The sequence below is a fragment of the Polystyrenella longa genome, from assembly GCF_007750395.1.
Classification (GTDB): Bacteria; Planctomycetota; Planctomycetia; order Planctomycetales; family Planctomycetaceae; genus Polystyrenella; species Polystyrenella longa.
In genome coordinates this window covers 3,291,796-3,311,197 of record NZ_CP036281.1, presented here as the reverse complement: position 1 = coordinate 3,311,197, position 19,402 = coordinate 3,291,796, and the positions used below count along the sequence as shown (strand labels likewise).

The window sequence follows — 19,402 nt, the reverse complement described above, 5'->3', positions numbered from 1 at the left end:
AGGAGCCAGGAAGTGACCATGGAATTACAGGGTAGTGAGGTGGATGAAATCGGCATTGCTGCTGGTTTAGTATGGAATTATCTGACCGAAAAAGGACCAGTCACCTTAAGCAAACTCTCTCGAGAAATAGACGCTCCTCGCGATTTAGTCATGCAAGGAGTAGGTTGGTTGGCTCGCGAGTCCAAAATAGAATTTCATCCTGGTCCTCGTAGTAAACTTGTTTCGCTAAAGACAGATTAAAGGTCCATCATTAAGGATCTGCGATTGCAACCGCTGTTTCAATTTCTCTGTGTGGAGTCGCTTGATCAATGACAGAAGCAACGCAAATCGATCTGCTGGAAAAGCAGGCCCGCAGTAAATATAAGCATAAGGAATATGCTGACGCGATCACTCTGTATCAGCAGGTCCTGCAGGAGGAAGAGTCCCGGTCTTCCGCTCACATTGGATTGGCGTCTGCTGCATTCTCTAATAAAGATTATGAATTGGCCGCGACTCATTTTGAGCGAGCCATTCAGTTAAATCCATCCAATGGCAAATTGCTGATCAATCTCGGGGCAATTTACAACAAACTGGAACGGTACCAGGACGCCGCCGGGATCCTTCGCAAAGGATTATTACGCGAGAGAAAGTCTGTTGAAGGTCATTTCAATATCGGATACGCCAACCGACATTTGAAACAGTTTGCCTTGGCTGTCTCTTCCTATCGGGACGCGATTAATCTCGATCCGGAATTCGTTGACGCGTATGTGAATCTAGGTGAAGTCTATATTGAAATGGGTAATTTCCAGCAAGCTCTGGTGCAGTTCAATAAAGCTGTGGAACTCAAACCGGATTATCCTCGGGCGCTACGGGGGATTGATGCTGCAAAGGCGGCTGTTGACAGTTCCCGAAATGCGTTCAGTCCTTTTGGAAGACTCGTTACTGATGATCAGTTGGCGGTAAACCAACAGGAAGAATCAACACGCGATCTGGATGAGCCTGAGCGGGTCGTCGATCGTCAGAAAGTTTATGATCTAGGACGGGAGCTGGAAGGTCTGACTACGGAACTGATCCGAATGATGCAGGACCAGTTGGAGGAGAAAGTGACTCATCTGCATAAAGCGGTTCTGCAAGAAGGGGACGCTCCGACGGAACTTTATTCCGCTCACCTTAAGTACAAAGAGGCGATGAAACGCTTCAGAGAAACCCAGGAGAAGCTGAAAACGAAATCAGACGAGCTGCGTCAGCACGAATCGGAACTGAAAAGTCCCCAAGTTTAAAGTTAAAGTGCACCGCCTGAAACTCACGAACGTCTTCCGTTTAATTCTTCGATTCCTGTAGGAATGTTTGAACACGAAGCTCGCCTTTCGAGTCGATTTCGATACGAATGGCTCCCTGGTTTCGGGTGAAATAGACTGCCTCGCCATCGGGTATCTGCCGTTGTAGCTCGCGTGCTGTCTCTGGTAAATAACTATTGCTGCTCACTGTGACGATACCAGGAGAGAACTGCTCGAATAAGGAACGCCCATTGGCTTCGTGTGCCCCATGGTGAGGAGCAGTCAAAAGATCAACCGGGAGCCTCCCATCCAGCAGATGTTGTAATTCCTGCTGTCCCTCCGGTTCCAGATCGCCTGTAAGCAGAATTCGCCTGCCCGCATATTCGATCAACAGCACCACGCTATGGTCATTGTCTTGATGGAGTCGTGTCCTTGCTTGTGGAAACAAGACCTTGGTTGCCACCTTCTCATCAATTCTGAGTTGGTCGCCTGCTTGAATGAGCTGGACAGGAATATCAGCTCTGTCCAGTTTTTCAATGAGTTCGTCGACGGCAGGTTGATCGAAGTCCAGAAACTGAGGTGAACAGCAGACGGTAGCGATTGGCATCGTAGCTATGAGTGTATGGGTACCATTGAAATGGTCGACGTCTGCATGGGAGACCAACAGACAGTTGATCCCCATCTCTCCTTGATTCCAAAGGAGATTCTGAACTGCCCGAGCTGCTCGTTTCCCTCCGTCAATGGAACCAACATCGTATAGCAATCGATTCCCGTTCGGATACTCCACGAGAATGGCTGATCCGTGGCCCACATTGAGAACAGTGATGGTCAACGGCTTTGTTAATTGAGGGAGGAAGAGTAACAGAAAAGCGACTGCGATGGTTGCTCCAGTTGCAATCCACCGCCAGCGAGCGAACTGCGGGTGCAACTGTCTGGCGGCAGCAAAACCGAGCAGGCTGACATAGTAAAGTACAAGAAACCAAACGGGAGGTGAAGGTGCATACCAGGTTCCCCAGCCGTGTTCGTGAGCCATACCAATGAGGGATTGAAACAGACTGAGAAAGGCATCAAAAGGGTAAGAAAGAAGAACTGCCAAGGGGGGGAGCAGAAACAGAAAAACACTCATCAGGTAGCCTGTCCACAGCATTACCATGACTAACGGCGCGAGTATCACGTTGATAAGTAAACCGATCGGTGCGATGAAATGAAATATCAGCAGCACGAGTGGTGCCGTAAACAGCCAGATAGAGAGCGTCAAACGCGTTACCTTTTTTAAACCGGACACGATCGAACCGAGGTGTTTTCGCCAATTGGGGTGGTCGAGATTCGTTGATGTTCTTCTGAACGGCAAACTCTCATTGCCCCAGATGATGGCGGCGACTGCCAGGAAAGAGAGCTGCGCCCCAACATCAAACATCATGGTCGGTTGCCAGACCAGAAGAACCAGCCCCGCCAGAGATAGCAGGTTCAGAAGCGTGGCCTGTCTTGCTAGAAGCTTTCCTACAAAGACAAAGGTAGCGAGAAAAGATGCTCGCATGACGGGGGGATTCATGTCTGTGATGAACGCATACATCCAGATGGTGATGATTACCAGATAGGGCAACCAATTGCGTGGGATTCGAATCAGTTTGCCTGCACCAATCAGAAAGAAGATCAAGATACCAACGTGCAATCCGGAGACGGCCAGAAAATGCATTGTTCCTGTCTGGCTGAACTGTTCCTGCTGTTCCGGAGTAATGTTATTGCGAACTCCTAAAATCATCGCGCCGGCAAGACTCTGGTTTTCAGGTTTTAGATGTTTGGCTGCAAATTGTCGCCAATGGTGACGGATAAGGCTCGTCCAATCTGATGTACTCTCTTTTGTAGAGTCCTCATTCGTTGAAAAAGGGCGTACGCTGGCGGCGTCCTGTACACGTAATATGCCCCTGATTCCCTGATGTTTTAAATAAGAACGGAAATCAAACTCACCCGGGTTTGAGGCGGCAAAAGGTTGCTCCAACCAACCAGTCGTTTCGATATGGTCTCCACGGTCAGCCTTCAGGCCTTCACCTCGAATAGTGATCCACAGCCTACCGGTGAAGGGAACGGGCGTTTTCCCGGCGTAGACATGTTCGATTGCTAGATCGGCGGTGGTTGCAGGAACTCGCTGCCAGTCTGGAGCGCGCTCGCTGACTTGTTTCTGTTTGACGATGGGCGTCGACAGTAATTTCCCATGAACTCGAATCAAACGGCGTTCGGGTTCAACTAGCTCGCGTATGTCCTGTCGTCCTGCAGGTAAGTACGCGGCATACAAATGGAGCATTCCCGTGAGAAAGCAAATCCCAAGCAGGCAACTAAACCCCAAAGTATGTCCGCTACCTCGCCGAGAATAGAACCAGCTTCCCAGCAAGACCATCCAGCATAAAACGACGGCTGTGATTGGAACAATTGCCTCAATCTGTTCCCAGGTTGCGATGCCGGCAGCAAAGGGAAGTAGCAGCAGGATAAGCGGCTGTCTACGCAGGATCACCACCGTTTGATTGTAAAGTGATTGGGTATCGAGTCGTGAGCTTTCGGGGGGAGTAGATGAGCTCATGTCAGGCTACTCCCGCTTGAGATTAGTCAGTCCGAATTCCACGTTTACAATTATGAAGAAACAACAAAACAAATGGGTTACCCGAAACACCCAACCAAATCAATCGTCGGTGCTGGACCAGAGATGTGATGCGCGAATGATGTACTCGATTCCGCTGTAAAGTGTGATGGCGATCGCCATCCAGAGAAGAATGTCGCGGCAGAGCAGGAACCAGCTGTCGTTGAAGAAATAATCGGGGCTGAGCGAGAGCAGACTGCAGGTAACAGCGACACATTGCAATGTCATCTTTACCTTGCCACTCCAAGCGGCTGAGAAGTCCTGTCCCTGTTTTTCAAGGAAACCGCGTAGACTGCTAATGAACATTTCCCGACCGATAACAATAAGCACCATCCAGGCATTCACGCCTGATCGATCCGGCTCTCCGAGGAGAAACAGAAAGGCACCGCCGACAATGATTTTGTCGACGAAAGGATCCATGATACGACCGAGGATCGTCACCATCCCATATTTTCGGGCGATATAACCGTCCAGAAAATCGGTTGAGGCGGCGAAGACAAACAGTACAGCGGAGGTGATCCAAAAGCCTTGAATATCAATCAACAGAAACAGGACGCAGGCCAATAGCAGTCGGCTTAACGTAATCGCGTTTGGAATGTTACACACGACTCGTTGTGACTGCAGGCTTTGTTGCGGTTCCTTCTGTGTCGATTCGGCATTCATGAGCTCGGGGTCAATCCGGAGGCTGTGAAAGTGCAAATGGGAGAGAATTTCTAGTGAGCATTTCGCTGGAAGAAGACCTTCCGCAGTGCTCTATTACAAGTATAGCAGAGCCGCTCGGAAACTATAGGTCGTTATCGAAATATTCGCACAACGGAGACGTTCAGGATACCCTCTGTTGGGACTAGGTTTTCCTTTTTTTTGCCCGGCTGTGTGCTAGCACCGCCCAGTACCAGAAGGAAGATTAATCTTCTTCCATCTCGCCTTCCGAAACAACACCGATCAAGTCGTAGTCTTGTCGCTGCAATATCTCTACGGGGACTAATTGTCCAATCTGTAGATCTTCGCCGCGTACGTAAACAAGACTATCGATTTCGGGTGCATCGGCAAATGTTCGCCCCACCCAGAGATCGTCTTCGACCTGTTCGTCAATGATCACGTCCAACTCGTACCCAACCCAGGAATCCGCATGTTCAAAAGCGATTTCCTGTTGGACTTCCATCAGCTCGTCGTAACGCCGCTGTTTGATGTCTTCAGGTAGGTGATCAGGAAGACGTTCCGCGGGAGTACCTGGTTCGAGTGAATAGGTGAAAACACCCACCCGTTCGAAATGTTGGTCGCGGACGAACTCTTTCAATTCGATGAACTGTTTTTCCGTTTCGCCAGGGAATCCGACGACGAATGTGGTGCGAATCACCAGGTTGGGAACTCTTTCGCGTAATTTCTCCAACAAGATTTCCGTCTTCTCCCGGTTCACACGACGTTGCATTCGCTTCAACATGCGATCATTACTGTGCTGGAGCGGCATATCGAGATAAGGAATGATTTTGCTGCTCTTGGCAATCGTATCGATCAGTTCATCGGTGAAGTTGATCGGATACAAATACATCAATCGAATCCACTGGAGTCCTTCGACTTTTTCCAGTTCTTTAAGCAAGTCAGCAAGGCGGACTTCCCCATACAGGTCCATGCCGTAATAAGTCGTGTCCTGTGCGACGAGGATTAATTCCTTGACTCCATCGGCGACCAGTTCTTCGGCTTCACGACGAACCATTTCAATCGGTTTCGTCACATGCTTGCCACGCATTTTGGGAATCGCACAGAACGTACAAGTTCGGTCACAACCTTCGGAGATTTTAAGATAAGCATAGTGCCCCGGTGTGATTCGCAGTCGGGCAGTATCGTCCTGGGCTCGGATAGCAGCCGGACGAAAGAGTTCGCGTTGTTCTTTGGCTCCACTAACGATGCGTTCGGCGACGGTGGTGATTTCGTCACGACCAAATACGCCGACGATATGATCGATCTGAGGCATCTCGTCTAGCAGTTTGCTGCCCAGTCGTTCAGGGAGACAACCCGAAACGATGACTCCTTTGGTTTTTCCGGCTGCTTTCAAATCAAGCATTTCCTGAATGACCGCTTTAGATTCCTGTCGTGCGCTTTCAATAAAACCGCAGGTATTCACGATGACAAAGTCGGCTTGATCGGGTTCCGAAACAAGCGAGTAGCCATCCAGGGAGAGGTTGCCCAGCATCTTTTCGCTGTCGACAAGATTCTTGGGGCAACCCAGGCTTACGAAAGCGTAGGTCCCTTTGGTTTTAGTGTCAGCAATAGTCGTTGTATCAGTGGTACTCAAGGAAGAGCTCTCCAGGAGCGAGTTTCAGGTGAAATCAGTAAGTGAGAAAGCATCGAGGGCCAGTCGAATCCGAGGCTCTCGGTTAGCACTCCGTTACCAGTAGGGGGTTTACCCGTAAATTGGCCGGGCAAGTTGCATCATACCAGAATAGAAGCGGAATAGCGCACAATAACGATTCCAGAAGCCATTTCAACCATCAACTCAATAGATCGATCAGAAAACCACCGAGTATCGGTACAGTCTGGCCTCGGCTAACTGGAATTGGGCAATAAAGCTTGTTCAGGAAGCCGTATCTTTAAAAATCAGATACAAGGTCACTAAAGTGATGCATAATGTGATCAGGCTGACTGGAACTGAAGGTTTGTCCTGCCGTACCTCGAATTTCGCTAAGTCGGCTGGTTGAGTCTTCCATTCTTCGTTTACAGGAACCTTCTCACCTTCTTCGTTGACCAGATAGCGGCGACTTTTCCAGAAAAATAAGCACAGAACGCCAACTGTTACCAGTGAGCAAGCCGTTAGTAACGGTGAAATCGAGGCATCGTCGTGAGAGTCGCCGGCTCCCAGGTAGAGAGTCGAGAACAAGGCAAATCCGTTGTTCAGAAAATGAAGCAGGATCGGGGCCCATATTGTGCGGGTGGTGATGTAGGTCCAGTGAATAACTGCCCCTAATCCAAAGACGGCGGCGGCGTGTACAGGATGCATATGCACGATGGCAAATAGAGTAGAAGCGACCAGCATGCTAAAAACGACTCCATAACGATTCATGAGTCCGTTGCCGACAACTCCACGAAAAATGATCTCTTCGTTCAGGGCCGGCGCAATCGCGAAAATCAGGATGGAAATGGCGAGTGGAGAATTCTTGATTAAGTCGGGAGCGGATTCGACAATATTGAATTTATCCAGTACTGAAAGTGCAGGAAGTTCCCCTGCGAGCATTTGCCAGTAATAGTTGGCTTGTTCGTAAACGGCTTGCGAGAGAACTTGAGTCGGCATAATCAGCGCGGCCACGGCGAGAATGTGAATAGGACGGAAACCGTTGAAGCGGAGGGAAGTCGTCCAACTCTTGCCCCAGCGGATGCGAGTCATCGCCAGACAGCAGACGATCAGACTGGCTTGAGCGGCGGCCATAACGAATGTCTGTGATTCGCCTGCTAATTTATCTTTGAGTTCTTCACTGTCGGCTACTGCCTGGAAAAGTTCCGGATTAGTCAGGAACAGGCTAGCCAGATACAGCACGAGGAAAAATATGCCAAAAACCAGCTGGAGAGCGAAGAATCCCAAGACCCAGCCCAACGATTCTCGTAGCCCCGGTCCTTCTCGAAGCAGGGCAGGGCGGGGCCTTCGTTGTCTCGGTACAACGTCGACGGATTCCTGGCTGACATCGTTATTGGGGGAAGCTGATCTTGCTTCCTCACCCACAATGCCCTCCGGCTTCGTGATCTCAGGAAATTCATCGGAGGCATCAGGATGATCAGTCATACGATGGGACTTCTTCAACGGAGAGGGCAACGAAAAATTCGATCACTCTCCCATTGTAGCACTGATCAAGCCAGAGTCTTCTCTCAATCCGAAAGAAGTCAGGCTGTACTCTATCCATTCCAGAGGCACAGTATCATTAGTTTGCCTGAGCGGACTGACATTCCGACCTTTGTCTGATATTCAAAATATCAGTGTTCGGAAATGTGATTATTCGACAGTCCAGGTATCGCCACTATTGAAGAGGCCTTCCAGATTGCCTTCTCCTTTGTCCGCAATGGTCTGATCAACCTGGGCGGTGACCATTTGGTCATAGATGGGTCGTTCTATAGCTCGTAACACTCCCATTGGTTCCGGGAATTCCGGATGACGCAGACGGGATAGTGCAAATGCGATGCTGGGGTTCGGATTGCTTTCATCGTGAACGATGAGATCACTTTCGGAGAATTCCTCACCCAAGGTGACGACTTGTATATTCGAGTTCTCGTCGAAGATCAGGCCTTTGTCATTATCTTTACCGAAGATGATGGGTTTACCATCTTCAAGATAGATGATGTTTTCTTCCTTTTCGCCTTTCTTCGAGGCGTAATCATGAGCACCTGCGTTGAAGACGTTACAGTCCTGATAGACTTCAATGAACGCCGTTCCCTTATGATGAGCGGCTCGTTCCAGAACCATTCCCAGGTGCTTGATGTCGACATCAACAGATCGAGCGACAAAGGTGGCTTCCGAACCAATCGCCACGCTGAGCGGACTCAGAGGATGGTCGATCGAACCGTAAGGCGTACTTTTCGTCTTCTGCCCGATTGGACTCGTTGGTGAATACTGACCTTTGGTCAAACCATAGATACGGTTGTTGAACAACACGATTTTCAGATCCACGTTTCGGCGGATTACGTGCATCAAGTGGTTTCCACCAATTGAAAGTGCATCACCGTCACCCGTGATCACCCAGACCGAGAGGTCGGGGCGTGCCAGTCGCAGACCCGTCGCAATGGCGGGAGCACGACCGTGGATGCTATGGAACCCGTACGTGTTCATGTAGTACGGAAACCGGCTTGAGCAACCGATGCCGGAAACGAACGCGAACTTTTCTTTGGGCAGTCCGAGCGTCGGCAGGACTTTCTTCATCTGTGCCAGAATGGAGTAGTCACCACATCGGGGGCACCAACGAATTTCCTGATCGCTGGCAAAGTCTTTGGCAGACAGTTGAGGAAGTTCAACAGTACTCATAACGAAATCTCTCAATCGAGGAATTTGCTGTAATCGTTTTGGAAATAGAAGATCAGTTCGCAGTTATCAAACCTTGCGGTTCGTCTAACCCGCGAGCATGGCGTTGATCTTTTCGCTGATTTCAGAAATCAGGAAAGGTTTGCCTTTGATCTTGTTCAAGCCTTGTGCGTCTACCAGGAATTCACTGCGTAACAGTAGACGAAGTTGGCCCATGTTCAATTCGGGAATGAGAATCTGATCGTACTTTTTCAGAATCTCGCCGAGGTTATTGGGGAATGGATTCAGGTAGCGAATGTGCGCGTGGGCGACACTCTTACCTTCTTCGATCGCATGGCTAACTGCCGTGCGAACAGAACCGTAGGTGCCTCCCCAACTGACGACGAGTAAGTCGCCTGTCTTGGGGCCGAGGACTTCCTGGGCGGGCAACCGGTTTGCAATCAGCTTCACCTTTTTGGCACGCAACAACGTCATGTCGTGGTGGTTTTCCGGATCGTAACTGACGTTTCCGGAGATGTTGGATTTCTCCAGACCACCAACACGATGCTCCAACCCAGTGGTGCCGGGGATGGCCCATGGTCGAGTCAGGTTTTCATCTCGGGCATAAGGCTCGTAGATACCGTCTTCGTTTAGTTCTGTTGGATGGTTGATTTTGATCGGGGTGAGATCGCTGACATCAGGAATCTGCCAAGGCTCAGCACCATTCGCAATATAACCATCGGAGAGCAGAATGACCGGAGTCATGTGCTCAACTGCAATTCGCATTGCTTGCTGGGCCATTTCAAAGCAGTCCCCCGGAGTCGCTGGAGCGATAATCGGGAGCGGTGATTCACCATTTCGACCAAACATGGCGAGAAGCAAGTCGGATTGCTCTGTCTTGGTTGGTAAACCGGTACTCGGACCACCACGTTGAACGTCGATGATGACCATCGGCAATTCGGTGATTGCCCCCAGGCCCATGGCCTCCCCTTTCAGGCAGATGCCTGGTCCTGAGCTCGCTGTTACAGATAGTTCGCCACCGAATGCGGCTCCTACTGCGGCGGACATTGCGGCGATTTCGTCTTCGGCCTGGAAGGTCTTCACGTTGAAGTTTTTAAGCTTGGACAGTTCGTGCAGAATGTCACTGGCAGGGGTAATAGGGTAGCCAGAGTAGATCAAAGTCTTGTTTGACAGTTTGGCAATCGTTGCCAGTCCCATTGCCAGGGCTTCGTTTCCGGTGATTTTGCGGTACTTGCCGGGAGGAAGATCGGCCTTTGATACTTTGTAGTGAACCGTGAACGCCTCGGTGGAGTCACCATAATTGCGGCCACCTTTGAGAGCGCGAATGTTGGCTTCGGCAACGATTGGTAGCTTGGAAAACTTCTTGTTGACCCAATCAACGGTCGGTTTGGAATCTCGGTTGTACAGCCAGTACACGAGACCAAGAGCGAAGAAGTTTTTGCACCGGACCGCTTCACGCTGTGAAATGTCCAGTTCTGATAACGCGTCTTTGGTGAGGCGAGTCATTGGAACTTTGAATAGCCGGTAGCCCGCAAGGGATTCTTCATCATCCAGCGGGTTGGAATCGTAGCTTGCTTTGGTCAGATTGGATTTATCGAAGGCGTCTTCATTGACGATCAGCGTGCCCCCTCGTTTGAGGTCGGCAAGGTTCGTTTTCAGCGCGGCCGGATTCATCGCCACGAGGGTGTCGACTTCGTCCCCGGGGGTGAAAATGTCTTTGCTGGAAAAACTGATCTGGAAGCCACTCACTCCGCTCAATGACCCGGCTGGGGCGCGAATTTCTGCGGGGAAGTCAGGCAGAGTGCTGACATCGTTGCCAAAAGCTGCCGACACATTGGTGAATTGTGTTCCGGCAAGTTGCATTCCGTCGCCGCTATCGCCGCAAAAGCGGATAACGACGGTTTCCATTTCTTCAATTGGTTTCATGCCGGAGGGGGTTGCCATTTCAGTAGAGGCCATCAGAAGATTTTCCTCGGGAACAAGCTGGAAGCCAAAACCGGATGTCTGCGATCCTGGTTGCTTCGCAGTTGAAGTTAGTTATTCATTGCTGAATCGATAGGTTGAAATCGATTCAGCTGGAAGTCAGATTTGAAAGTTGTATTGTTGGGAAGTCAGTATCAGGTGGGAAGTCTCTCGATGGAATCTAATTTCATGGCCGCCGGCAAGCCGGACTTCGAGAGCCATTAAGGAATGGCTAAGTCACAGAGAGAGCGTTTCAGCGGCTTGGTTCAGTCTCGCACTATTAAAGGTCGTTCAAATTGTCTGAACAACATAGGAGTGGAGGCTAACAGCCGACTGGGACGTCGTCTGAACACAGCTTCTAAAATGAAAGAGACCTGGTGGTGAAAAAGGTTCCCGGGTACTGACCAATCCACAGCGAGACCTTACCTCATCCGCCGTCTACAGTCAGGCGAGTGGAATCGGTTGGCGAGGTTGATATTCACATCCAACATTGGTCTTCGAAGACACCTCACTTGAGATTGCGTCTCAAAAAATACCGCATTGATACTGAAAATATGTTCTCAACGAGTGGCAATGTCATGCCAAACTAGAGAAATCGCCTCGTTTATCACGGATCCACGTGTGGATTCTTGCACTTTAGTCGAACATTGGAAAGCCCCAAGTTTAGAAAAGCCTGACGATTACGCGGGATTTAGTGAAAAAACTGATTATAGGGACTCTGGCTTACAGCTAACTATAATGTAGATGAGTCTGTCCAGTAAAATGGATAGAAAGCCAGTGTGTGTTTATTTGTGATTGTCATGGTTGATTATATGAAAAAAAGCCGCCCGGCTTCGAAAGAAAGCGGGCGGCTTTGGTTGGTTGTTCCTCAGGGAAAATCCAGAGGAAGTAATTTGGTTCGCTTACACGTCAAGCGTCCAGCCTTTGCGGTACTGTCGGCTGATGATTTCATCCGCTTCGGGGGCATTGGTCGCCTTCATTGCTTCGGCATCCCAGAGGATTTCTTTTCCGAGGCGGTATGAAAGGTTTCCAAGATGCCCTCCTTCAGTCAGCACGGCGCCGTAGCTGAAGGGAGAGGCGGTTGTGCCATTGCCACGGATCGCCTGTAACCACTCAGCATGGTGACCGATGGAGTCGGCGATGTAGGGTTTTACCGGTACAGCTTCTGAACCATCCTGCAGAACGATCTGTTTGTTGGAGTAGTCCGCCCATAAGCGGCCTTTGTCTCCTTCAAACAGCACGCCGTGAGACTTGTCCATGACTTCGGCGCCTTCCGGCTTGAATTTCCCTTGTGACCAAGTCAATTTGACAGGCGGTTTTTCACCACGGGCGGGATAGTCATATTCCACCTGCAGATGTCGAGGAACTTCGTTTTCGCCATCGTGTCCTTTTTCCCCTATGGCCGAAATACGAGTTGGATATTTGAGGTCGAGAGCCCAGTAAGCCAAGTCAGTGTAGTGACACCAGAAGTCAGCAATCTGTCCGCCACCAAAATCCCACCAGTAACGCCAGTCGAAGTGGAAGTGAGAAACATCGAAGGGGCGATACGGTGCAGGGCCGAGCCACAAGTCGTAGCTGACATTATCGGGAGGAGTCGATTCCTGTACTCGTTTACCTGCGCGGAAGTGCTCCACTGCTGGAAGGAAAACGTGAACTTGTCTTACGTCTCCGATGACACCCGACTGAATCTGTTCGACAACTCGACGATAGTTATTCGTCGAATGAATCTGATTTCCCATTTGGGTGATGTTGTTGTTTTCATCAACCAGTTTAAGGATTTTACGCGCTTCTGAGATGGAGTGAGTCAATGGTTTTTCGCAGTAGACAGGCAAGCCTCGTTTGAGCGCTTCGCAGACAACGAACGCATGCATATGGTCGGGAGTGCTACAGACGACGCCGTCGAGGTCGTGATCGAAAATGCGTCGATAGTCGTCGTACAGAGCAGCGGACGGGAATTCTTTGGCGGCACCATTCAGACGTTCTGAGTCAATGTCGCAAAGGGCGACAATGTTTTCCCCTTTAACGCCATTCAGATTGGCTGCTCCACGAGCAGCGACACCCACGACGGCGATGTTCAGTTTTTCGTTCGGATTCTTGGGGGTATCAGCCAGAAGAGGCATGCTCGAGACAACAGGATAGACGACTCCCATCGCTGCCACAGATTTTAAAAATTCACGTCGACTCTGGACGTCATACATAAGAAAGTTCCTCTAGATTGCGATTGCAGCTCAATGAAAATGATGAAATTTCAAATGCTTCGGTGTGAGCGCAATGGTAGAAACGGATACAAGCTGAAATCGGCGAAACCGATCAGTCATGGTAGATACGTTTTATTTACGCAGGAGAAGCGAGCTGTCGCAAGTCTAAAGCGACTTAACGGTCGCCAGGTTGAAGAAAAGTTCTTAAGCGGCTTGGGCCGATTCACCGTTCTCGGCGATTTTCTCCAGTAGGTTCAGCGACTGCTTACCCAGAGTGGTCACCTTATAATGCAGGCCCGATTGACGATCGGGCAGTTCAAATCGAATCATATCCAGTGCGATTAGATTGCCATGGATCGACGAGAGATGTTTCGCATCGATCTCGTCAACTTCGAGAAGTCGGATGACGGCGGACTTCTCTTCTGGCAGATCTTTTTCTGCCTGGAGGTACGCGTTAAGCACCCGGACCCAGTCCGGATTATCCTGTAGTGATTCGAGTTCTGTAGCGATCATGCTTTGACTATCGGCCCGCGCAATGGGGAAATTCATTGCGGCGGGACGAGGCCATAAAATCGCTATATTTTAACATCGAATTTCGGAGAACAATTCCGAATCAAAGACTTCAGGTAAACTTATCGCGCTGAGAAAATGGGCTTTGGAGTAGGGCCGCTTTTATTCTTTGAGATCAGACTCTTGGAAGACGGCGTGCATGACTTTAATGCGGTTGTAGGTGAATATAGCGTGGATGTCGCCATTTTTTGTCTGAATCATGTACGGGTAAGCCATGCCGGCGTCATCGTTCATTAACATTTTACGGACAGGGAACGTCTTCCCTCCGTCCGTAGAAAGTGCCAACGTCAATTTGCGACGTTTGAACATGTGGTCGTTGTAGATTAGTAGCAAATTTCCGCTCTGAAGTTTTGTTAGATCGACCGCTGAGTTGGGATTGGGGAACTCGGATTCGGTCCCTTCTGACCAGGTCCAGCCTCCATCGTGTGATTCCGTAAAGACCATCCAGCCATCGTCTGTTTCGTTGTAATCTCCACCGCGGCGGCAGAGTGCAATGAAATGATCTTTCGTGAGCTGAACGACAGCAGGTTGTTCGACTCCTTTTCGATATCCGAACTCCTCAGACTTCGTAAATGTTTTGGAATCCACGTCATAATGCAGGAAGAGTCCGGTGTTCCGTCCATCCGAAACTTCAATGTCCGTACCGTATTCATGATAGATGGGGATCAGGTAGTTTCCATCCTCTTTAGCAATAGGCTTGTTGCGAACCATGTAACCAACATCTTCGGTGACCAGCATCGAATCTGAAAATGTCATGCCACCATCTGTTGAGATTTTCAGCTTGATCCGCGCAGTACTCCATTCCTTGCCATAACGAGTGACATACAACAGCCAGACTTCCTCGCCGGGTGTCTGCCAGATCACCGCGTTGCCGTCCATGCGTCCCGGCGTATTAGCCAGCCTGACAGGTTCTGTCCATGCGTCTTCTCCTTTAGGCAATCGAACCCCATAGATCGCCGTTCCGGGTTGGTATTCTCCGTCACCGCCAAAGTAGACCAGCATCAATTCGCCATTATTTAATTCCGTGATAGATGCGGGGTGTTTGTACTTTCCGGGGATCTCTGGTCCCACCACCTGCTTAATAGGAATCTCTCCTGCCGAAAGAAGCGGACAGGCAAACAGGCAGAGAAGTGCAATCAGCTGGAAGTGGTGGTGGTTCATTTGGATGCTTTCAGTCTAGAAGCGTTCATCGACGAGTTGCTGCTATCGTTGAGTTGCTGTAGTGAGGACGCGTGCTTGAGTGATTGGCAGTTTGGGGAAGGAATCGACGGGATGCGGTTTGTCCGGAAATGTTGTTATCTCTGTTATAAATTCCCATCCGGGGGAAAGTACAGAATGGGGTCCCTGTTTGCTCTGGATTTCCTGGTTTATCACAACGGGATTTGTAGAGATCATACATGAGACGATTAGTGAAGAAGCGAGGGCAGTATGTGGGTGATTATTCTGTTGTCGAAAAGTGATACAACACCATGGCTAAGCTGGTAAAGAGACTATTTCTCATGTCTGAGAAATTTGTGAAAAGGAGACATAGGAACTTTTTATTTTACGATAGAAGGACTACGATGCTCGCGGTTTGATTTCCCTGCCTTGTGACGACTCAATTCAAGTCGCCACGGGAACTTAAGCCAGATGCAAGTTATCTCCAATCAACCGCATCACCTTTCTTTGGTTCCCACTCAACCTCTTGTTTTTGATTCTACAGTTGATTTTTTCAGCTGATGCAAATGACCTTCGTAGATTGCATTTTGCTTCTCGGAAGTTGTTATTGAATCGTTTAAGACGACCTCATTCTTGGGGTCTGTCGGAGACGTTTTTCAAGGTCGAATTCGACGGTAAAGGGTGGGCTAAAGTCTTGCGGTAACAGGAAGTCACTCGCAAAGAAGTAAGCTGAATAGTAGAGGCGTGAACAAGCTTAATTAGTTCGGGAGTTGGCAAGAGCCAACTTTGGAGCTGACTACATACAACATCAATTTCGAAACAGATTCTGCAATGGAAAATCGAGAGCGATTTCAATTCCCAGCCTGGACGAACAAGGTCGTGACGCTACTTGGCGGCGTGGCTACCATCGCTGGGATCTATGTCGTCCTGATTGTGAATTATGGGGCTTCTCCTAAGACGATTAGTGCTGGTTATGCACCAACTCAGGAGATTCCCTTCAGTCACAAGCTGCACGCCGGCGAACTCAAGATGGACTGTCGCTACTGTCACAATACGGTAGAGAAAGCGGCTCATGCTGCTATTCCACCGACGGCTACGTGTCTCAACTGCCATACAGGTGTTGATGAAAAAGGAAACGTCGCCAAGGCTGCGGTTCGCACAGACAGCGAACATCTTAAGCCTCTGCATGAAAGTGCCGCCACGGGACTGCCAGTGAAGTGGACTCGCGTTCATGACCTGCCCGACTATGTTTATTTCAATCACAGTGCTCACGTTACTTCGGGAGTCAGCTGTGTAAGTTGCCACGGTCGAGTTGATCAAATGGACGTCGTCCGCCAAGTCGAACCGCTCAGCATGAGCTGGTGCCTCGATTGCCACCGAAATCCTACTCCTCACCTGCGACCACTGGATAAAGTTACTGACCTTGCCTGGACCCCAGAAAATCCTCTGGAAACGGGCGCGGAAATCCAAAAAGAACATTCCATTCACCCGAGTACAAATTGTTCAACATGTCATCGGTAAAAGAAACAGCTAAAAACCAAAAGTACTGGCGCAGTCTCGATCAACTCGAGGGAACGCCGGAGTTCGAAGAGTTCCTGCACCGAGAGTTTCCGCAGGCGGCTTCAGAATTTCCGGAAAACATTTCCCGACGTCGCTGGTTGCAGCTGATGGGAGCCTCGTTCGCACTGGCCGGCATGACCGGATGTCGGTGGGAACAGGAAACTATCGCTCCATTCACTAGTCGACCTGCTAATCGAATTCCGGGCAAAACCCAGAAGTTCGCTACGATGGTCAATCGGGGCGGATACGCTCACAGTTTGATTGTGACTAGCAGCGATGGTCGTCCCATTAAGGTCGAAGGTAATATCGATCATCCGGCCAGTCTGGGAGCGACTACCGCTTTCGATCAGGCTGAGATGCTCCATCTTTACGACCCGGATCGCCGGTTAACTGTCACCAAAATTGACGGGGACAAACGGGAAGAAAAAAGCTGGGGCGAGGCACTTGCCGCTCTTCAGGATCGACTGACGGGAGACGGTTCGGGATTCGCCGTTCTATCTGAATGTTCGACATCACTGACCCAGGCTCGACTGAAACAGACACTTCAGGAACAGTATCCCAACTTAGCTTGGTACCAGCATGAATCGTTGAATCGCGAGAACGAATGGAAAGGCGCCGAGCTCGCTTTCGGAACTCCATTACGTCCTCAGTACGATCTCACCAAGGCGGATATCGTCTTGTCATTGGATGCTGACCTGTTGGGAATGCACCCGAATTCGGTTTCTAACATTCGTCAGTGGTCCAGCCGTCGCGTGCCTGAAAAATCAGAGATGAACCGTTGGTATGTGGTCGAAAGCCAATTCACCACTACGGGTTCAACTGCCGATCATCGTCAACCCCTGCGAGCGTCTGCAATCCCAGGGTGGTTGGCCAAACTCGAACAAGGCTTGAGTGACAGCGAAGCGGCTGTCTCTCTTTCCGACTTCGACAAAGCTGTGATTGACGATCTGACACATCATAAGGGGACAAGCCTTGTCGTGGCTGGCCCGAATATGCCTCCCGAAGTTCACGCTGTTGTGGCCCGAATTAATGGATTGCTCGAGAATCTCGGCCAGACCGTCACCTACACCAATGAGCCGTTAGCTGGTGGTGGAACTCTTACGGAGTTGGTCAGTTCGATTGATTCAGGAAATGTCAGTAGCTTGTTGATCCTGGGTGGAAACCCCGTTTACACGGCAGCCGATGATCTGCAATTTGCCAGCAAATTAAACAATATCGCTTTCACTGTTCATCTGAGCCAATACAAAGATGAAACCAGCCGACTGTGTACCTGGCACTTACCAGCCGCACACAGCTTTGAAAGCTGGGGAGACGGTGTCAGCTACAATGGTGTTTACACATTACAACAACCACTGATCGATCCGTTGCACGACGGAAAATCGGCTCTTGAGATGCTGTCGATTTTGAGTGGAGAAGGGGATAAGCCTGCCCGAGTTCTGGTCGGCGATACTTTCCGCACTCTCGGAAGTGACAACGATTCAGAGAATGCCTGGCGCGCAGCCGTGCATCTCGGACTTAGCGAATCAGGTGGCTTGAATGCAGAAACCGCTGAGCTGCAGGAGTCCGCTCAATCTGTCAAATTAGATGGCTTACGTCCCGTCGAAGGCTTGGAACTGACGCTTGTCGCCAGCAGTAGTCTCTACGATGGTCGTTATGCTAACAATGGTTGGTTGCAGGAAACTCCTGACCCGCTTACTAAATTGACCTGGGACAATGTTGCCCTGATCAGTTACGCCACTGCGGAGAAACTGGGAGTTGAGAACTACACCTTTGTTACGATTCGTGCCAATGGTAAGAAGTTCGATATTCCTGCTTACATTATGCCCGGTCAACCCGACGATACGATCAGTATCGAACTTGGTTACGGCCGTGTTGCCGCAGGTGCTGTCGGTGGACAAATCGACGAAGACTTAGACCCTGTCGGCGTGAACGCCGGGGTGCTGCGAACCGTTGGCAGCATGGATCTGGTCCGCGGCGTAGAAATTGAAACCACGGGTCGAAAAGCAATCATGGCCTCGACTCAGGATCACCACCTGATTGATAAGGCCGGTATGGAAGAAATCTCCGGCCGAATTGGTGAGCTCGTCCGTGGGGGCACGCTTAGCCATTACGAAGATCATCCTGACTTCGCCCAGCACATGGTTCATCATCCTCCCTTAGAATCACTATGGGAAGATGTCAAACCCGATTCGGAGCCCGAACACAAGTGGGGCATGTCAATCGACCTGAGTCGCTGCATTGGCTGTAACGCCTGTAGCGTAGCCTGCCAGTCTGAAAACAATGTTCCCGTTGTTGGTAAAGACCAGGTCTCCAAGGGTCGGGAAATGCATTGGCTGCGTATCGACCGTTACTTTGAAGGTGATATCGAAAACCCCAAAGTCGCGAACCAGGTCGTCGCCTGTCAGCAGTGCGAAAACGCCCCTTGCGAACAGGTTTGCCCTGTAGCCGCCACCGTCCATAGTGACGAAGGCCTGAACGACATGGTTTATAACCGCTGTATCGGTACCCGGTACTGTGGTAACAACTGCCCGTACAAAGTGCGACGATTCAACTTTTTCAACTTCAACAAACAATACGAGCAGCCCGGTCACGAGCTGGTTGGTATGGTGTTGAATCCAGAAGTAACCGTTCGACATCGTGGAGTTATGGAAAAATGCACATTCTGCGTGCAACGAATCCAGAACGGCAAAATCGACGCCAAAGTCACCAACAGCGAGATCAAAGATGGTGACATCATGACTGCCTGTCAGCAGGCATGTCCGGCCAACGCGATTGAGTTCGGAGACTTGAAACAGGAAGACAGTCTTGTCAGCCAGGCTCATAATAATCCACGATCTTACGCGATGCTCGAAGAGTTGAACGTAAGACCCCGAAATAAATTCCTGGCACGTATTCGAAATCCGCATCCTTCATTGGAAGAAGAAGTCGATCACGGTCATCATGACGAACATGCTCACGATGAACATGAAGTCCATGGTGACGAGACTGCTGAGACTGTGCCTGTGGAAAACGAAGAAAACCAGGAGTAAACCTGATTTGGTTGTCTGCTCGTGCAGTCGACCAATAC

13 protein-coding genes are annotated in these 19,402 nt (G+C 50.0%); 4 read left to right on the top strand and 9 right to left on the bottom strand.

Annotated elements, in window-relative coordinates; translation table 11 throughout:
- The first annotated feature begins 18 nt into the window (after positions 1–18).
- Both Pla110_RS12320 and Pla110_RS12315 read left to right on the top strand, forming a co-directional pair.
- Positions 19–240, top strand: a complete 222-nt coding sequence (locus tag Pla110_RS12320) for a winged helix-turn-helix domain-containing protein (RefSeq protein WP_144996053.1) — start codon at positions 19–21, stop codon at positions 238–240.
- A gap of 68 nt (positions 241–308) precedes the next feature.
- Positions 309–1,259, top strand: coding sequence for a tetratricopeptide repeat protein (locus tag Pla110_RS12315; protein ID WP_144996052.1), 951 nt, complete (start codon positions 309–311; stop codon positions 1,257–1,259).
- Between the two features lie 40 nt (positions 1,260–1,299).
- Here the strand turns inward: Pla110_RS12315 and Pla110_RS12310 are convergent, their stop codons facing one another.
- The 9 genes from Pla110_RS12310 to Pla110_RS12270 form a co-directional block, all read right to left on the bottom strand.
- Positions 1,300–3,831 (bottom strand): DNA internalization-related competence protein ComEC/Rec2, encoded by a 2,532-nt coding sequence (locus Pla110_RS12310; protein ID WP_144996051.1) that lies wholly within the window; start codon positions 3,829–3,831, stop codon positions 1,300–1,302.
- 99 nt (positions 3,832–3,930) lie between these two features.
- On the bottom strand, positions 3,931–4,551 hold the full coding sequence (gene pgsA / locus Pla110_RS12305; protein ID WP_144996050.1) for a CDP-diacylglycerol--glycerol-3-phosphate 3-phosphatidyltransferase: 621 nt from the start codon (positions 4,549–4,551) through the stop codon (positions 3,931–3,933).
- Between the two features lie 241 nt (positions 4,552–4,792).
- A complete protein-coding gene (gene rimO, locus Pla110_RS12300) occupies positions 4,793–6,181 on the bottom strand; it encodes a 30S ribosomal protein S12 methylthiotransferase RimO (RefSeq protein WP_231742400.1) in 1,389 nt (462 codons plus the stop codon).
- A 279-nt stretch (positions 6,182–6,460) separates the two neighbouring features.
- On the bottom strand, positions 6,461–7,660 hold the full coding sequence (locus Pla110_RS12295) for a CPBP family intramembrane glutamic endopeptidase (protein WP_144996049.1): 1,200 nt from the start codon (positions 7,658–7,660) through the stop codon (positions 6,461–6,463).
- Positions 7,661–7,867: 207 nt separating this feature from the next.
- Positions 7,868–8,890 (bottom strand): 2-oxoacid:ferredoxin oxidoreductase subunit beta, encoded by a 1,023-nt coding sequence (locus Pla110_RS12290; protein ID WP_144996048.1) that lies wholly within the window; start codon positions 8,888–8,890, stop codon positions 7,868–7,870.
- 84 nt (positions 8,891–8,974) lie between these two features.
- A complete protein-coding gene (locus Pla110_RS12285) occupies positions 8,975–10,846 on the bottom strand; it encodes a 2-oxoacid:acceptor oxidoreductase subunit alpha (protein WP_144996047.1) in 1,872 nt (623 codons plus the stop codon).
- 905 nt (positions 10,847–11,751) lie between these two features.
- Entirely contained in the window at positions 11,752–13,047 is a 1,296-nt protein-coding gene (locus Pla110_RS12280; RefSeq protein ID WP_144996046.1) for a Gfo/Idh/MocA family protein, read from the bottom strand.
- A 204-nt stretch (positions 13,048–13,251) separates the two neighbouring features.
- Complete coding sequence (locus Pla110_RS12275) at positions 13,252–13,596, bottom strand: hypothetical protein (protein WP_144996045.1); 345 nt, start codon at positions 13,594–13,596, stop codon at positions 13,252–13,254.
- 123 nt (positions 13,597–13,719) lie between these two features.
- A complete protein-coding gene (locus Pla110_RS12270; protein ID WP_144996044.1) occupies positions 13,720–14,778 on the bottom strand; it encodes a sialidase family protein in 1,059 nt (352 codons plus the stop codon).
- Positions 14,779–15,606: 828 nt separating this feature from the next.
- Here Pla110_RS12270 and Pla110_RS12265 point away from each other — a divergent pair.
- Positions 15,607–16,296: a cytochrome c3 family protein gene (locus Pla110_RS12265; RefSeq protein ID WP_144999695.1), complete on the top strand. Its 690-nt coding sequence runs from the start codon at positions 15,607–15,609 to the stop codon at positions 16,294–16,296.
- Positions 16,284–19,364, top strand: a complete 3,081-nt coding sequence (locus Pla110_RS12260) for a TAT-variant-translocated molybdopterin oxidoreductase (protein ID WP_144996043.1) — start codon at positions 16,284–16,286, stop codon at positions 19,362–19,364. The genes Pla110_RS12265 and Pla110_RS12260 overlap by 13 nt, the downstream gene beginning before the upstream one ends.
- Positions 19,365–19,402 lie beyond the last annotated feature (38 nt).